A 14,702-nucleotide genomic window follows, 5' to 3' on the forward strand; every position below is an offset into this window, starting at 1 on the left:
GAAGGTGTCCAGTAGTGTTTGGTCGTCAGTCTCACTTGGGAAGGGAAAGGCGCCCCGTGGGTTCGAACGGCACGCCCGGAGTGGACGAGCGAGCGGCAGGTCCTGCCGGCGCCACACGTCCGGGGAAGCGACGCCTGCTGGTCGGTACGGGAGTGGTGCTCGGCACCCTGCTGCTGACCGGTTGTTCGTCGGCGACCAAAGAGCAGTGGAAACGACTCGGGCTCCCGGTGGGCGCATCGGACCGGACCGACGCCGTCCTCAGCCTCTGGATCGGCGCCTGGATCGCCGCTCTGATCGTCGGCGTGTTGGTCTGGGCCCTGATCCTGTGGGTCGTCGTGCGGTACCGCAAGCGCGACGAGGACGCCCCCAGGCAGGTCCGGTACAACCTCCCGCTCGAGGTGCTCTACACGCTCGCGCCGTTCGCCATCATCGGCGTGCTCTTCTACTACACCGTCGAGCACGGCAACCAGATCACCGCGATGTCGAACCAGCCGCAGCACACCGTCAACGTGGTGGGCCAGCAGTGGCAGTGGACCTTCAACTACAAGGACACCGTCGACGGGGAGGAAGGCGTCTGGGAGACCGGCACGCTGGAGAAGCCCGCCGAGCTGTGGCTGCCGGTGAACGAGTCGGTCCAGTTCGACCTGACCTCGCCGGACGTCATCCACTCCTTCTGGGTGCCGTCGTTCTACTTCAAGCTCGACGTCATCCCCGGCCGGACCAACAAGTTCGAGCTGACCCCGACCAAGACCGGGACCTTCGCCGGCAAGTGCGCCGAGCTCTGCGGGCTCTATCACAGCCGGATGGTCTTCTCCGTCAAGGTGGTCAGCCGCGCCGAGTACGACGCCCACCTGCGTGAACTGGCCGCGAAGGGCCAGACCGGCGCCGCCACCGGTGGCCAGGACGCCACCACCATTCCTGGTCATGGGCCAGAGGAGGGCGAGAAGTGACCGACATCGCCGAGCGCACCGGCGTCATCGGTGCTACTACCGCGCTGCCCCGGCGGCGCAGCAAGGGCCAGATCGCGGTCAAGTGGCTGACCACCACCGACCACAAGCTGATCGGCCACCTGTACCTGATCGTCTCGTTCGGGTTCTTCCTGATCGGCGGCGTGATGGCGCTGCTGATCCGGGCCGAGCTGGCCAAGCCGGGTCTGCAGATCGTGAACGAAGAGGTCTACAACCAGCTCTTCACCATGCACGGCACGATCATGCTGCTGCTGTTCGCGACCCCGCTGTTCGTCGGTTTCGCGAACGTGATCATGCCGGTCCAGATCGGCGCCCCGGATGTGGCGTTCCCGCGGCTGAACATGTTCAGCTTCTGGCTGTTCCTGTTCGGCGGCCTGATCACCATCAGCGGGTTCTTCACCCCGGGCGGCGCGGCCGACTTCGGCTGGTTCGCCTACGCCCCGCTGTCCAACGCGGTCCGCTCGCCGGGTGTCGGGGGCGACCTGTGGATCATGGGTCTGTGGATGGCCGGTCTGGGCACCATCCTCGGTGCGGTCAACTTCGTCACCACGATCATCACCATGCGCGCACCGGGGATGACGATGTTCCGGATGCCCATCTTCACCTGGAACATCCTGGTCACGTCGATCCTGGTGCTGATCGCGTTCCCGATCCTGGCCGGCGCGCTGCTGATGCTGGAGGCGGATCGAGCCCTAGGGGCTCACGTCTTCGACGCCGCGAACGGCGGGCCACTGTTGTGGCAGCACCTGTTCTGGTTCTTCGGGCATCCCGAGGTGTACATCATCGCGTTGCCGTTCTTCGGCATCATCACCGAGATCCTGCCGGTGTTCAGCCGCAAGCCGGTCTTCGGCTACATCGGCCTGGTCTGCGCGACGCTCGGCATCGCCGTCCTGTCGGTGGCGGTGTGGGCGCACCACATGTTCGTCACCGGAGCGGTGAACCTGCCGTTCTTCTCGTTCATGACCTTCCTGATCGCGGTCCCGACCGGGGTGAAGTTCTTCAACTGGATCGGCACCATGTGGGGCGGATCGGTGTCGTTCGACACCCCGATGCTGTGGTCGGTGGGCTTCTTGACCACCTTCCTCTTCGGCGGTCTGACCGGCATCATCCTGGCCTCGCCGGCCCTGGACTACCAGCTGTCCGACTCGTACTTCGTGGTCGCGCACTTCCACTACGTCGTCTTCGGCACGGTGGTGTTCGCGATGTTCGCCGGGTTCTACTTCTGGTGGCCGAAGATGACCGGCCGGATGCTCGACGAGAAGCTCGGCAAGATCCACTTCTGGCTGCTGTTCATCGGCTTCCACACCACGTTCCTGGTGCAGCACTGGCTGGGCGTCGAGGGGATGCCACGGCGCTACGCGTCGTACGGCGCGAACGAGGGCTTCACCACGCTGAACGAGGTGTCCAGTGTCGGTGCCTTCGTCCTCGGCCTGTCGATGCTGCCGTTCTTCTACAACGTCTACAAGTCGCGCAAGGCCCCGCTGGTGGGCGTGGACGACCCGTGGGGCTGGGGCCGTTCGCTGGAGTGGGCGACCAGTTCCCCGCCGCCGCGGCACAACTTCGATCGGCTGCCGCGGATCCGGTCCGAAAGCCCGGCCTTCGACCTGCACCACGCGGATCTCGCCCTGGCCGAGTACCCGGACAACCGGGCCGGGAAGGACAACCTGCTCGACGCCGGTGAGGACCAGGGCCGGGTCGAACTGCTGGAGGAGAACGCCGGTATCGACACCGAGGGGAAGGACAAGGCGTGAAGGTCGAAGCCTGGGTCTTCGGGATCCTGAGCGTGTTCGTGCTGGTCGTCACGCCGATCTACTGGCTGATGTCGGAGGACCCGACCGGTACCACCGCACTGGTGATGACGTTCTTCCTGTCCCTGCTGGTGGCGTTCTACCTGAGCATCACCGCGCGCCGGATGGACGCCCGGCCGGAGGACCGCAAGGAAGCGGAGATCGTCGAGGGAGCCGGTGAGCTCGGCTTCTTCCCGCCGTACTCGTGGTGGCCGCTGTGGTGCGCGCTGACCCTGTCGGTCGTGGTGCTGGGCATCGTCTTCGGCTGGTGGCTGTTCATCGCCGGCTGCGCCCTCGGCATCATCACGCTGTCCGGGTTCATCTTCGAGTACTACCGGGGTGACCACGCTCACTAGCTGACGCGTCGTACGGGCGCCATCCGGAGCCAACCGGATGGCGCCTTTGCGCGTCTTATGGGGTGCCACCGGAGAATGGGCCGTTGTGGTCCGTACCACTCCGGTGGCGGGTGTGCTGCCAGGATCTGTCGGTTCGGCGGGTTAGTCTGAGCGGCGGGTTGGTTTGAACAGGGGAGAGCTGGGGAATGGTGAGCGGTTCGGTGCGGAAACACGGCCTTGCCGTGGCGGGGATCTGCGTGATGCTGCTGGCCGGCACCGCGTGCAGCGACACCGAGGCGGGCGGCTCGCCGTCGACGCCGGGTGCGACGCAGAGCAGCGGTACGCCGGGTGCCTCGACCACCCCTGGAGCCTCGACCACCCCGACACAGGACCCGGGCGCGGCCAGCGTCTCGGTCGTCCCGGCCAAGGGCGCCACCGCGGTCAAGCCGGACACCCCGGTGACCGTGAAGACCTCGGTGGGCACGCTGAAGGACGTCACGCTCAAGGACGACGACGGCGACAAGGTGGCCGGCAGCTTCAACACCGAGAAGAACCAGTGGACGTCCGTGCCGCAGCTCGAGCCGGGCGCGTCGTACACGCTGACCGGCTCCGCGGAGGGCACCGACGGTGCCACCGTGCCGATCAGCTCGACCTTCAAGACCCTGAAGGCGGCCAGGAACCTGAAGGCCTCGGTCGTCCCGCTGAACGGTGAGACCGTCGGCGTCGCGTTGCCGATCCAGATCTACTGGAACAACCCGGTCAAGGACCGCGCGGCGGTGGAGAAGCGGCTCAAGGTGACCACCTCGGTCCCGGTCGACGGCACCTGGCACTGGGTGAACAGCAAGCAGGTCAACTACCGGCCGAAGAACTACTGGCCGGCCGGCACCAAGGTGACGGTCAACATCGACACCCAGGGCGTCAACGCCGGGAGCAACACCTGGGGCTCGGCCAGCCGGACGATCTCCTTCGCCATCGGCAAGTCCGTGGTCACCAAGGTCGACGTCAAGAAGCACACGATGTACGTCACCATCAACGGCAAGCTGGCCCGCAGCATCCCGATCACCGCCGGCAAGGACGGCTTCACCACCCGCAGCGGGGTGAAGGTGATCATGGAGAAGTTCCCGACCAAGCGGATGGACGCGCGGACCGTCGGCATCAAGCCGGGCGACCCGGAGTACTACGACATCCACGACGTGAAGTGGGCCCAGCGGGTCACCAGCTCCGGCGAGTTCATGCACGGCGCGCCGTGGTCGTCCGGCAGCCAGGGCAGCGCGAACGTGAGCCACGGCTGCGTCGGCATGAGCCTCGCGAACGGCCAGTGGTACTTCCAGCAGACCCTCCGCGGCGACCCCGTCATCGTCACCGGCACCACCCGCAAGATGGAGCCCGGCAACGGCTGGACCGACTGGAACACCACCTGGGCCGCCTACAAGGCCGGCTCAGCCCTGTCCTGACCCGCGCCGCCAGTACTGCCAGGCGAGGGCAGCGAGGAGCGGGCCCCAGACTGCCGTCGGTGCGTAGGTGATCAGGCCGGCCGCGCCTGAGCCCAGCGGGACACGGATGCGCTGCATGCCGCCAGACCTAGGCGGACAGGGCCTTTACGACCTCGTCCGCGTGCAGGGCGGGCAGTGAGTGGTGGGTCGCCGTGTCGAGGCGTACGACGGTTGCCGTGGGGATGAGTGCGGTGACGCGTCGGGTGAGGTGGTCGGGGTCGTGGCTCTTGGTGCGGCCGGCGACGACGACCAGGAGAGGCGGTTGGAGGGACCGGAGCTGGTCGTCGGTGGGGCGTTTGGTGCGGACGACGGGGGCGGTGGGTTCCTCGGCGGCGAGGGCGGCTAACTCGAGCCATTGCTCGTCGACCGGCAGCCCCTGGGTCTCCCAGCGGAGGAACGACAGGGAGCGCTGCCGGGATGGGCGGAGGAGGCTTGGCAGCGCCCGGGCGATGTAGGGGAGGCGGAGGCCGGTGAAGCAGTCTGTCGGGTCGATCAGGGCGAGCCGGCCGACCCGGGCTGGGTTTCGCAGCGTGTACGTGAGGGCGATCCAAGCGCCGTACGAATGGCCCACCAGTTGTGGTCGGTCGACGCGGAGGCCGTCGAGTACGCCGGTCAGCCAGGTCATCAGGTCGTCGATCGTGCGGGGTGGGGTGCCGGTACTGCGGCCGGCGTCGCCGAGCAGGTCGATCGCGTAGACGCGGTGCTGTTCGGCGAGCCGGGGTGCGACGGAGAACCACACCGGAGAGGTTGCGCCGTGACCGGCGAGCAGGATCACGGGAGGAGCGTCGAGCGGTCCGCAGGCGTTCACGTGGGTGCCGTCGATGGTGAGTTGCTCCACTGGGACATCCCAGCGTTCGAGCAGGGCGTCGTACGCCTCCTGGAAGGTCATGACGCGAGGATAGCTCACTCAGTGAGGTAAATTGGCGGCATGCGTGAGGGAGTGATGCCGGCGGACCCGGAGCGGGCGGCGGCGTTGGAGCTGGTGCACAGGTTGCGGGAGGTCGCGCTGCGGCTGGAGCTGGCGATGGGGGAGTTCGCGCGGACGACGGGGCTGCACGGGACCGACGTACGGGCGCTGATCCGCCTGCTGGACGCCGAGCGGGCCGGGGTCGATGCAACGCCGGGATGGCTCGCTGGACAGCTCGGAATGACCTCTCAGGCGACGACAGCGGTCATTCACCGGCTGGAGGCCGCCGGGCACGTCGAACGCCTCAGAAGCCGCTCAGACGGCCGCAGTGCGCGCCTCCAGGTGTCCGACAGCGCGGTCGACCTCGGCTGGCAGTTCTTCGGGCCGCTGCTCGAGCGCCTGATCGCGGTCGAACTCCAGCCGTCCGAACGGGTTGTCGTCGGCAAGTACCTGGACGCGGTCACCGACGCCATCGGATAGAGGACGCCATCGGATAAAGCAAGAAGCCCCGGCAGGTTGCCGGGGCTTCTTGGTGTGCTGCGTGATCAGGACCTGTCGCTGGTGACCTCGCGGAAGGTCTCCGTGTCGGACAGCTCCTCGTGCTCGTCGCCCGGTCCGTGGCCGTGGGTGTGAGCGTCCTCGACCTCCTCGCGGGTCGGCTTCTGCACCGCGTCGGCGAAGTAGAAGCGCGACAGCCGGGCGCGGAGCTTGTTCAGGGCCCGGCGCGGGGCGCGGACGCCGTTGTCGTCGGTCTCCGGACCGATGTCCAGCGGCAGGTTCCGGTCCCGGGCGGTGAGCTCGTAGGCCTCGTACGTCGAGATCGGCGTGTGCTTCTCGGAGTACGCACCGTCGGGGGAGCGGACGATGATGCCGGTCTCCAGGCCGTGCAGGATCCGGTCGTTGTCGGCCCGCTGGAGCGAGATCGCGACCCGCCGAGTGATCCAGAACGCCAGGATCGGGCCGAGGATGACCGCGAACCGGAGGAACCAGGTCACGCTGTTCAGCGAGATCCCGAAGTGGGTGGCGACCAGGTCGTTGCCACCACCGACCCACAGCAGCCCGTAGAAGGTGATGAAGGCGGCACCGATACCGGTCCGGGTCGGCATGTTGCGCGGCCGGTCCAGCAGGTGGTGCTCGCGCTTGTCACCGGTGATCCAGGCCTCGATGAACGGATAGAGCGCGACCAGGGTGACGAAGGCAGGGGGTATCAGCAGGGCCGGGATGATCAGGTTCCAGCTGAGGGTGATGCCCCAGAAGGTCGACTCGAATCCGGGCATGATGCGGACCGAGCCTTCCAGCCAGCCCATGTACCAGTCCGGCTGGGATCCCGCCGTCACCTCCGCCGGGTTGTACGGCCCGTACAACCAGACCGGGTTGATCTGCATCAGCGCCCCCATCAGGGCGGTGATGCCGAACACGACGAAGAAGAAGCCGCCGGCCTTGGCCATGTACACCGGCATCAGCGGGTAGCCGACCACGTTGTTGTTCGTCCGGCCGGGGCCCGCGTACTGCGTGTGCTTGTGGTACACGACCAGGAACAGGTGGACCGTCACCAACGCCAGGATCAACCCCGGGATGAGCAGCACGTGCACGATGAAGAACCGGGGCACCATGTCGTCGCCGGGGAACTCACCGCCGAAGATGAAGAAGTTCATGTACGTGCCGATCACCGGTGACGCACCGATCATGCCCTGGGTGATCCGTAGACCGGTCCCGGACAGCAGGTCGTCGGGCAGACCGTAGCCGATGAAGCCCTCGATGATGCCGAGGAACAGCATCGTGAAGCCGATCACCCAGTTCAGCTCACGCGGCTTGCGGAACGCGCCGGTGAAGAAGATGCGGAGCAGGTGCACCATCATCGCGGCGATGAACAGCACCGCCGCCCAGTGGTGGATCTGCCGCATCAGCAGACCGCCGCGGACGTCGAACGAGATGTCCAGCGTCGAGGCGTAGGCCTCGGACATGTGCAGGCCCTTGAGCAGGCTGTACGAGCCCTGGTACTCGATCTCGGCCATCGACGGCTTGAACCAGAAGGTGAGGAAGATGCCGGTGAGGATCAGGATGATGAAGCTGTACAGCGCGATCTCGCCGAGCATGAAGGACCAGTGGTCCGGGAAGACCTTGCGCAGGTTCTTCCGGCCGATCTTGCCGATGCCCAGGCGGTCATCGAGATACTTGACCGGTGGCGGGAAATCCTTGTCAGACACTTTCGGTCACCCTCGTTCGAAGAAGCTCGGACCGACTGGCTCGGTGAAATCGCTCTGTGCGACCAGGTAGCCCTCCGAGTCCACTGCCAACGGTAGCTGAGGCAGCGGCCGGGCAGCAGGGCCGAAGATGACCTTGGCACCGTCCGCGAGGTCGAACGTCGACTGGTGGCACGGGCAGAGCACGTGGTGGGTGGTCTGCTCGTACAGCGAGATCGGGCAGCCGACGTGGGTGCAGATCTTGGAGTAGCACAGGATGCCGTCGACACCCCAGTTCTCCCGGCCGGGCGGGGTCTGGATCTCGCTCGGCCGGATCCGGACCACGATCACCGCGGCCTTCGCCTTGGCGTTCTGGTACTCGACCGGGCTCTCCTCCTGGATCGGGGCCAGGTTGGCGGGCGCGGCGTTGACCAACTGGCCGATGACCAGGTCGGACGGCTTGATCGGGCGCAGCGTGACGTCGTTGACGACGCGGATGCCCTTCGCCCAGATCGTGTTGAAGAGCGCCCGGCCCGGCAGCGGGCCGAGGTCGCGCAGGAACACGATGGCCGGCAGGCCGAGCAAGGCCATCGCGCCGAGCAGCGACCGGCGGATCAGCTTGCGCCGGGTGAAGCCGGACTCGTCGACACCCTGCTTGAAGGCGTCGGTGATGTCGGCCTTCTGCTCCATCGTCGAGTGCGCCGGGTGCCGCTCCTCGGAGATCTCCTCGTCGACCATCAGCTTCTTGGCCCACTGGATCGCACCGGCACCGATCAGGAACAGCGCCAGGCCGAGGCACAGGCCCAGCGTCATGTTGTTCGCGTTGCCGGACAGCGGGCCGAAGACCAGCTCGGCATCGCGCGGGATGGCGAAGTACGCCACGCAGGAACCGAGGGCGAACACGCCGGCCAGGCCGAACATCGTGGCCACCTGGCGCTCGACCCGGTCGGCCGCTTTCGGGTCGATGTCGGTGATCCGGTACTCGTGCGGCTCGATGCCCGGGTCCGCGATCGGCTCGGCCACCTCGACCGCGCCGTGTTCCTCTTCTGCCTTCACCGGCAGCTTGTCGTCACTCATTCGGCCTTCGCTCCCTTGGCCTTGACGCCCTTGGCGCCGATCCAGACCGCTACGCCGACCAGCAGGCCGATACCGACCAGCCAGCCCCACAGACCCTCGGACACCGGACCGAGCCGGCCGAGACCGAAGCCCCCCGGGTCCTTCTGGGTCTCCAGCGCCTTCAGATAGGCGATGATGTCGCGCTTGTCCTCCGGCTGCAGTACCTGGTCGGAGAAGACCGGCATCTGCTGCGGACCGGTCAGCATCGCCTCGTAGATGTGCTTCTCACTGACGCCCATCAGCGACGGCGCGTACCGCCCGTTCGGCAGGGCGCCGCCCTTGCCGGCGAAGTTGTGGCACGCCGTGCAGTTGGTGCGGAACAGCTCGCCGCCGCGGGTGACCTGCTCGTCGGTGGCCTTGCTCACGTCGTACGACTCCTGCGCCGGAACGGCCGGGCCGGGGGCGAGCGAGGCGACGTACGCGGCCAGGGCCTCGATCTCCTCCTGCGTGTACGCCGGCGTCTTGCGCGGGATCTGCGCACCCGGCTGCATCGCGGGCATCCGTCCGGTGCCGACCTGGAAGTCGACCGCGGCAGCGCCGACGCCGATCAGCGACGGGCCGGCCATCTCGCCCTCGCCGTTGCCGCCGCCCTCGGCGTTCAGGCCGTGGCAGCTGGCACAACCGACCGCGAAGAGCTTCTTGCCCTCCTCGATCTGCTGGGACTGGGCCGAGTTGTCCGCGACCGCGTTGTCAGGGGCGAAAGCGGCGTACGCCGAACCCACTGCCAGGAGGCCGAACAGGAGCACGACGAGGCCGGCGGACCGGTGCCGTCGTCGCGCGGAGAGAAAGCGCGCCGGTGACAAGGAAAGTCTCTTCTCACTCATTTGAGCAGGTAGATGGTCGCGAACAGGGCGATCCAGACCACGTCGACGAAGTGCCAGTAGTAGGACACGACGATCGCCGAGACGGCCTGTTCGTGGGTGAACTTACGAGCCATGTACGTCCTGGCCAGGACGTACACGAAAGCGATGAGACCGCCGGTCACGTGCAGACCGTGGAATCCGGTGGTCAGGTAGAACACCGATCCGTACGGCGACGACGAGATCGACAGGCCCTCGTGCACCAGGGCGGCGTACTCGGTCACCTGGCCGGCGATGAAGACCGCGCCCATCAGGTACGTGAGGATGAACCACTCCCGCATACCCCAGGAGCGAATGTTCGCGACCGAGCCGGTCCGGCCCACCTTGCCGTGCTCGGCGGCGAACACACCCGCCTGGCAGGTGAACGACGACGCGACCAGGATGAACGTGTTCACCGAGGCGAACGGGACGTTCAGCATCTCGGTGGACGCCTGCCACAAGGTCTCCGTACCCGGAGCCGCGGCGGCGGTCGTCACCGACCGGATCGTGAAGTACGCCGCGAACAGGGCGGCGAAGAACATCAGTTCGCTCGAGAGCCAGACGATCGTGCCGACACTGACCATGCTGGGACGGTCGTGGTGTCCGTGTTCACGAGACGCTGGGAGCGCGGTTGCAGTGGCCACGCGGTCATTATGTCGGTCGGGGGATCGCATGCCACGACCACCCCCATGCATGTCGCCGACCAGTCCTTTCTACTGTTGAAGCGTGCTTCCCCTCCACGCCGGGCCCGGCGACCAGATCGAGCCGTTCACGCCGCTCCGGTTGCTGACTGCCTGGACCTTCGAACCGGTGTTACTCGGCGTGATCATCGCGATGGGCGCGCTCTATCTGTACGGCGTCCACAAGCTGCACGCGCGGGGCGACAAATGGTCCCGCGGACGGACGTTCTCCTTCGTCGGACTGGGGCTGGGAAGTGCCGTAATCGCCACCCAGTCGGCGCTCGGCACCTACGACACGGTGCTGCTGAGCGTGCACATGGCCCAGCACATGGTCCTGTCGATGCTCACGCCGCTGATGATGGCGCTCGGCGCGCCGGTGACGCTGGCCCTGCGCACCCTGCCGGCCAGGCCGCGAAAGTGGTTGCTCTCCGTGTTGCATTCGCGGTTCGCGAAGGTGATGTGCTTCCCGCTGATCGGCTTCACCCTGTTCGTGCTGAGCCCGTGGGCGCTCTACTTCAGCGGCTGGTACGACGCCACGTTACGGTCGACCGCGTTGCACGACCTGCTCCATCTGCACTTCATCCTGGTCGGCGCGTTGTTCTTCTGGCCGCTGCTCGGCCTCGATCCGGTGCCCGGCCGGGTGATCTACCCGTTCCGACTGATCCTGGTGTTCCTGACGCTGCCGTTCCACGCCTTCCTCGGCATCACGATCATGTCCGCGAACACGCTGATCGCCGAGGACTGGTACACCAGCTTCGGTCGGTCCTGGCCGCCGTCGCCGCTGCACGACCAGTACATCGCCGGCGGTCTGTTGTGGGGCTCGGGCGACATCGTCGGGCTGATCTTCTTCGGCGTCCTTTTCGTCCAGTGGGTGAAGGACTCGCAGCGCGAAGCCCGCCGGGAGGACCGCCGGCTGGACCGGTTGGAGGAACAGGCTCGCCGGAGTGGACAGGCGCCCCGGTAGCATTCGCGGTGTCATTCGCATGTCCACTCGTCACAGACACACAGCTTGGGATGGATCGATGAGTTCAGAGCGTCCGCTGAAGGTGCTCGTCTACAGCGACGACCGTACGACCCGGGAATCCGTCCTGCTCGCGCTGGGCAAGCGGCCGGCGGCCGATCTGCCCGTGCTCGAGTACGTCGAGTGCGCGACCGAGCCGGCCGTGATCAAGACCATGGACAAGGGCGGGATCGACCTGGCCATCCTGGACGGCGAGGCGGTGCCGGCCGGCGGGATGGGGATCGCCCGGCAGTTGAAGGACGAGATCTTCCGGTGCCCGCCGGTGCTCGTCATCACCGGCCGTCCGCAGGACGCCTGGCTGGCCACCTGGTCGCGGGCCGAGGCCGCGGTCTCGCACCCGATCGACCCGATCCGGATGGCCGAGGTCACCGCCGACCTGCTCCGGCAGCGGCTGGCCAAACTGCCTGCCACGACTGCCTGACGCACGATGGCCGCTTACAGTTGGCCGCAGGTGCTCAATCCGCTGCTTCGGCGGGAGGACCTGGACGCGTCCGCCACCGCGTGGGCGATGGAGCAGATCCTGTCCGGTGCGGCGACGCCGGCCCAGCTCGCCGGGTTCGTGATCGCGCTGCGTTCCAAGGGCGAGACGGTCACCGAGGTCGAGGGCCTGGTCGCGACCATGCGTGACTTCGCCACCAGGATCTCCGTCTCCGGCCGGACCTTGGACGTCGTCGGTACCGGCGGTGACCAAGCCCACACCGTGAACATCAGCACGATGTCCGCGATCGTCGCGGCCGGCGCGGGAGCGAAGGTGCTCAAGCACGGCAACCGCGCGGCCTCGTCGGCGTGTGGTGCGGCCGACGTCCTCGAGGAGCTCGGCATTCCGCTCGACCTCACCGCGGCTCAGGTGGCCGACGTGGGGGAGCGGGCCGGGATCACCTTCTGCTTCGCCCCGGCGTTCCACCCCGCGCTGCGGCATGCCGCCGTACCGCGGCGTGACCTCGGGGTGCCGACGACCTTCAACTTCCTTGGCCCACTGGCGAACCCGGGTGACCCGTCCGCGCAGGCGGTCGGGGTCGGCGACAGCCGGATCGCCGGACTGATGGCCGGCGTACTGGCGCGGCGGGGGATCGACGCGCTGGTGTTCCACGGTGACGACGGGCTGGACGAGCTGACGACCCGGACGACGTCACAGGTGTGGACGGTCGGCGGGGGTTCGGTGGAAGGTCCGTTCACGGTCGATCCGCGGGAGCTCGGGATCGCGCCGGTGACGGCGGATGCGTTGAAGGGTGCGGATGCCGTCTTCAACGCCAAGGTCGTACGGTCGTTGCTCGACGGTGAGCCGGGAGCGGTGCGGGACGTCGTACTGCTGAACGCGGGTGCGGCGCTGGCGGCGTACGCGCCGACCGACGAGCCGATCACCACCCGGATCCGGGCCGGGATGGACCGGGCCGCGGAGGCGATCGACTCGGGCGCGGCCAAGGACGTGCTGGACCGCTGGATCGGTGTCTGCGCCTCGGTGCGGTAGCTGCTGTGCAGAAAGGGCCGACGGGGTTGGCCGCCGGCCCTTTCTCTTATTGGTTGATCTTGATCTGGCTGACCTTGTAGCGCCAGACGTTCTGCCAGGCCGGCGTGGAGCCGGCGATGTCCCCGATCGAGACCGCCGCCGTACCGTCACCGCGGTCGATCACCGCGATCATGATCGTCGAGAAGGTCTCCTTCAGCGGCGGCTGGTTGATCGCGACCCGCGCGGTGATCTCGTGGCCCGGGTGCCCGCTGACCGTGATCGCTTTGTGCGTGACCGCGGAGATCTTCGCGTCCTTCGTGTACAGGCCGACGATCGCCCGGGACCCCACCTGGCTCGCGGCCTCCCGCCGGCCGGCCGCGGTGTTGACGTACTTGATCTGCGGCGGCAACTGGCCGAAGGCGACATAGTTGCCCCAGTCGTTCTTCTTGCCGTCGTAGTTCTTGTGCACGGTGAACCAGATCGCGCTCCCGCCCCACAGCCCGGTCCGCTCGTACTGACTGGTCCAGGCCGAGCTCATGATCGGCATCACGTCCTTGTTGTCGGCCACCATCTCGGTGCCGAGGACCTTGCCGGTCGGAGTCGGCGTCTCGGACGGCTTCACCGACGGGTCAACCGTCTCCATCGGCTTCTGCCCACCGGACGGCAACGTGACCGGAGTCACCGCGTCCGCCTTCGTCCAGATCCATCCAACGCTGACCCCGGTGGCGGCAAGCGCGGCGACGACGAGCACAAGCGCCCCAATCAACCGCGCCCGCATCACACCGTCGAACGCGGACTTCCCACCACCACCGCTCTTGTTCCCGTCCACCCCAGAGGCGGTCTGCCTATAGGCCTGACCCGTCGGCTGCCCGGCCTGCTGTCCGGTGTGTTGCCCGTACGACGCCTGCCCCGTCTGCTGCCCGTATGACGCCTGCCCAGCCTGCTGCTGGTACGACTGCTGCCCGGCCTGCTGCCCGTGCGACGGCTGGCCCGGCTGCTGAGCGTACGACGACTGACCCGCCGGCTGGCCGTGAGCCTGCTGGCCCGCGTGCTGGCCGTGAGCAGGTGACCCAGGTCGCTGTCCCCACGACGCCTGCCCGGGCTGCAGTCCGGGCCCCGGCTGCCCGAGTTGCTGTCCAGGCGCTGACTGTCCGGGTTTCTGCCCAGACGACGGCTGTCCGGCTTGCTGTCCGGACCCCGGCTGCCCGGGCTGCTGGGTGTAGGCCGGCGTCTGCGGCTGGCCGCCGTACGGTGCCTGCCCCTGGCCGGCTTGGTAGCTACCACCTTGCTGTCCGGCCTGTGGTGAGCCGGGCGGTTGAGCCGCATGCTGCGCCCTGCCCGGCTGCTGCACCTGGTGAGAGCCCCCAGGCTGCTGCTGATAGCCGACCTGTTGCTGCTGCCCGGGGAACTGCTGCCCCGGCTGCTGACCGGTGCCCTGCGGCGGCTGCTGTCCTGACAGCTGCTGGCTCAGCTGCTGCTGTGCCCACGACTGCTGCGGAGGCACTGCCCCTTGCGGCGATTGCGGCGCACCCGACTGGTGCGCACCCGATTGCTGTGCGCCGGTCTGGTGCTGAGCTGCGTGCTGCTGGCCGGACTGCTGCTGGCTTAGCTGCTGCTGGGCCCAGGACTGCCGAGGGCTCTGCGGTGTCGAGTGCTGCGGGCCGGGCTGCTGTACGTACGGATTGGCCTGACTCGGCTGCCCGGAGTGCGGCGTACCGGAAGCTCCGGCAGAGTGTGCCGGCGGTGGAGGAGGCGGCGGCGCCGGCGCCGGCGACTGCCCGAACAACGGGTCACCCGAGCCACTCGCATCCTGTCCCGCCGAAGGCCGGTCTGCTCCTGCCGAGCGCGGGTCAGCGCCTGTTGGGCGCCGGTCTGCTCCTGCCGAGCGCGGGTCAGCGCCTGTTGGGCGCCGGTCGGCTCCTGCTG

15 protein-coding genes are annotated in these 14,702 nt (G+C 67.7%); 8 read left to right on the plus strand and 7 right to left on the minus strand.

All coding sequences use genetic code 11. The features are described from left to right. Positions 1 to 56 precede the first annotated feature (56 nt). The 4 genes from coxB to ACGFIF_RS03155 all read left to right on the plus strand — a co-directional run bounded on the left by coxB (position 57) and on the right by ACGFIF_RS03155 (position 4,544). A complete protein-coding gene (gene coxB / locus ACGFIF_RS03140) occupies positions 57 to 950 on the plus strand; it encodes a cytochrome c oxidase subunit II (protein WP_393150828.1) in 894 nt (297 codons plus the stop codon). Next, positions 947 to 2,719, plus strand: coding sequence for a cytochrome c oxidase subunit I (gene ctaD, locus ACGFIF_RS03145; RefSeq protein ID WP_393150830.1), 1,773 nt, complete (start codon positions 947 to 949; stop codon positions 2,717 to 2,719). The genes coxB and ctaD overlap by 4 nt, the downstream gene beginning before the upstream one ends. Beyond that, positions 2,716 to 3,111 (plus strand): cytochrome c oxidase subunit 4, encoded by a 396-nt coding sequence (locus ACGFIF_RS03150; RefSeq protein ID WP_393150832.1) that lies wholly within the window; start codon positions 2,716 to 2,718, stop codon positions 3,109 to 3,111. The genes ctaD and ACGFIF_RS03150 overlap by 4 nt, the downstream gene beginning before the upstream one ends. A 200-nt stretch (positions 3,112 to 3,311) precedes the next feature. Further along, positions 3,312 to 4,544, plus strand: coding sequence for an Ig-like domain-containing protein (locus ACGFIF_RS03155; protein ID WP_393150834.1), 1,233 nt, complete (start codon positions 3,312 to 3,314; stop codon positions 4,542 to 4,544). Here ACGFIF_RS03155 and ACGFIF_RS03160 read toward each other — a convergent pair. Together ACGFIF_RS03160 and ACGFIF_RS03165 are read right to left on the minus strand one after the other, a co-directional pair. Further along, positions 4,530 to 4,661, minus strand: a complete 132-nt coding sequence (locus tag ACGFIF_RS03160; RefSeq protein ID WP_393150836.1) for a hypothetical protein — start codon at positions 4,659 to 4,661, stop codon at positions 4,530 to 4,532. The two genes, ACGFIF_RS03155 and ACGFIF_RS03160, sit on opposite strands and share 15 nt — an antisense overlap. 10 nt (positions 4,662 to 4,671) lie before the next feature. Beyond that, positions 4,672 to 5,472, minus strand: coding sequence for an alpha/beta fold hydrolase (locus ACGFIF_RS03165; protein ID WP_393150838.1), 801 nt, complete (start codon positions 5,470 to 5,472; stop codon positions 4,672 to 4,674). 39 nt (positions 5,473 to 5,511) lie between these two features. On the opposite strand from ACGFIF_RS03165, the gene ACGFIF_RS03170 reads away from it, so the two are divergent. Then, entirely contained in the window at positions 5,512 to 5,970 is a 459-nt protein-coding gene (locus ACGFIF_RS03170; RefSeq protein ID WP_393150840.1) for a MarR family winged helix-turn-helix transcriptional regulator, read from the plus strand. 65 nt (positions 5,971 to 6,035) lie between these two features. On the opposite strand, the gene ACGFIF_RS03175 is transcribed toward ACGFIF_RS03170, so the two are convergent. The 4 genes from ACGFIF_RS03175 to ACGFIF_RS03190 are packed head-to-tail and all read right to left on the minus strand — an operon-like array spanning position 6,036 to position 10,272. Further along, positions 6,036 to 7,697: a cytochrome bc complex cytochrome b subunit gene (locus ACGFIF_RS03175; protein WP_393150842.1), complete on the minus strand. Its 1,662-nt coding sequence runs from the start codon at positions 7,695 to 7,697 to the stop codon at positions 6,036 to 6,038. A 6-nt stretch (positions 7,698 to 7,703) separates the two neighbouring features. Further along, positions 7,704 to 8,750: a Rieske 2Fe-2S domain-containing protein gene (locus ACGFIF_RS03180; protein ID WP_393150844.1), complete on the minus strand. Its 1,047-nt coding sequence runs from the start codon at positions 8,748 to 8,750 to the stop codon at positions 7,704 to 7,706. After that, a complete protein-coding gene (locus ACGFIF_RS03185) occupies positions 8,747 to 9,613 on the minus strand; it encodes a c-type cytochrome (RefSeq protein ID WP_393150846.1) in 867 nt (288 codons plus the stop codon). The genes ACGFIF_RS03180 and ACGFIF_RS03185 overlap by 4 nt, the downstream gene beginning before the upstream one ends. Beyond that, positions 9,610 to 10,272 (minus strand): heme-copper oxidase subunit III, encoded by a 663-nt coding sequence (locus ACGFIF_RS03190; protein ID WP_393150848.1) that lies wholly within the window; start codon positions 10,270 to 10,272, stop codon positions 9,610 to 9,612. The genes ACGFIF_RS03185 and ACGFIF_RS03190 overlap by 4 nt, the downstream gene beginning before the upstream one ends. Before the next feature lie 82 nt (positions 10,273 to 10,354). Here ACGFIF_RS03190 and ACGFIF_RS03195 point away from each other — a divergent pair, with 82 nt between their 5' ends. The 3 genes from ACGFIF_RS03195 to trpD are packed head-to-tail and all read left to right on the plus strand — an operon-like array spanning position 10,355 to position 12,797. Next, positions 10,355 to 11,272: a cytochrome c oxidase assembly protein gene (locus ACGFIF_RS03195; RefSeq protein WP_393150850.1), complete on the plus strand. Its 918-nt coding sequence runs from the start codon at positions 10,355 to 10,357 to the stop codon at positions 11,270 to 11,272. A 58-nt stretch (positions 11,273 to 11,330) separates the two neighbouring features. Continuing rightward, positions 11,331 to 11,750 (plus strand): hypothetical protein, encoded by a 420-nt coding sequence (locus tag ACGFIF_RS03200; RefSeq protein ID WP_393150852.1) that lies wholly within the window; start codon positions 11,331 to 11,333, stop codon positions 11,748 to 11,750. 6 nt (positions 11,751 to 11,756) lie between these two features. Next, complete coding sequence (gene trpD, locus ACGFIF_RS03205) at positions 11,757 to 12,797, plus strand: anthranilate phosphoribosyltransferase (protein WP_393150854.1); 1,041 nt, start codon at positions 11,757 to 11,759, stop codon at positions 12,795 to 12,797. A 46-nt stretch (positions 12,798 to 12,843) separates the two neighbouring features. Here trpD and ACGFIF_RS03210 read toward each other — a convergent pair whose 3' ends face one another. Further along, positions 12,844 to 14,280, minus strand: a complete 1,437-nt coding sequence (locus ACGFIF_RS03210; protein WP_393150856.1) for a hypothetical protein — start codon at positions 14,278 to 14,280, stop codon at positions 12,844 to 12,846. Between the last annotated feature and the right edge of the window lie 422 nt (positions 14,281 to 14,702).

The sequence above is a fragment of the Kribbella sp. NPDC049174 genome (genome assembly GCF_043197365.1).
Lineage (GTDB): Bacteria > Actinomycetota > Actinomycetes > Propionibacteriales > Kribbellaceae > Kribbella.

What these genes read in the sequence shown, in the direction of transcription:
- ACGFIF_RS03160 (WP_393150836.1), bottom strand. Translation starts at nt 4,661, where the DNA reads ATGCAGCGCATCCGTGTCCCGCTGGGCTCAGGCGCGGCCGGCCTGATC.
- ACGFIF_RS03165 (WP_393150838.1), bottom strand. Translation starts at nt 5,472, where the DNA reads ATGACCTTCCAGGAGGCGTACGACGCCCTGCTCGAACGCTGGGATGTC.
- ACGFIF_RS03170 (WP_393150840.1), top strand. Translation starts at nt 5,512, where the DNA reads ATGCGTGAGGGAGTGATGCCGGCGGACCCGGAGCGGGCGGCGGCGTTG.
- ACGFIF_RS03180 (WP_393150844.1), bottom strand. Translation starts at nt 8,750, where the DNA reads ATGAGTGACGACAAGCTGCCGGTGAAGGCAGAAGAGGAACACGGCGCG.
- ACGFIF_RS03185 (WP_393150846.1), bottom strand. Translation starts at nt 9,613, where the DNA reads ATGAGTGAGAAGAGACTTTCCTTGTCACCGGCGCGCTTTCTCTCCGCG.
- ACGFIF_RS03200 (WP_393150852.1), top strand. Translation starts at nt 11,331, where the DNA reads ATGAGTTCAGAGCGTCCGCTGAAGGTGCTCGTCTACAGCGACGACCGT.
- trpD (WP_393150854.1), top strand. Translation starts at nt 11,757, where the DNA reads ATGGCCGCTTACAGTTGGCCGCAGGTGCTCAATCCGCTGCTTCGGCGG.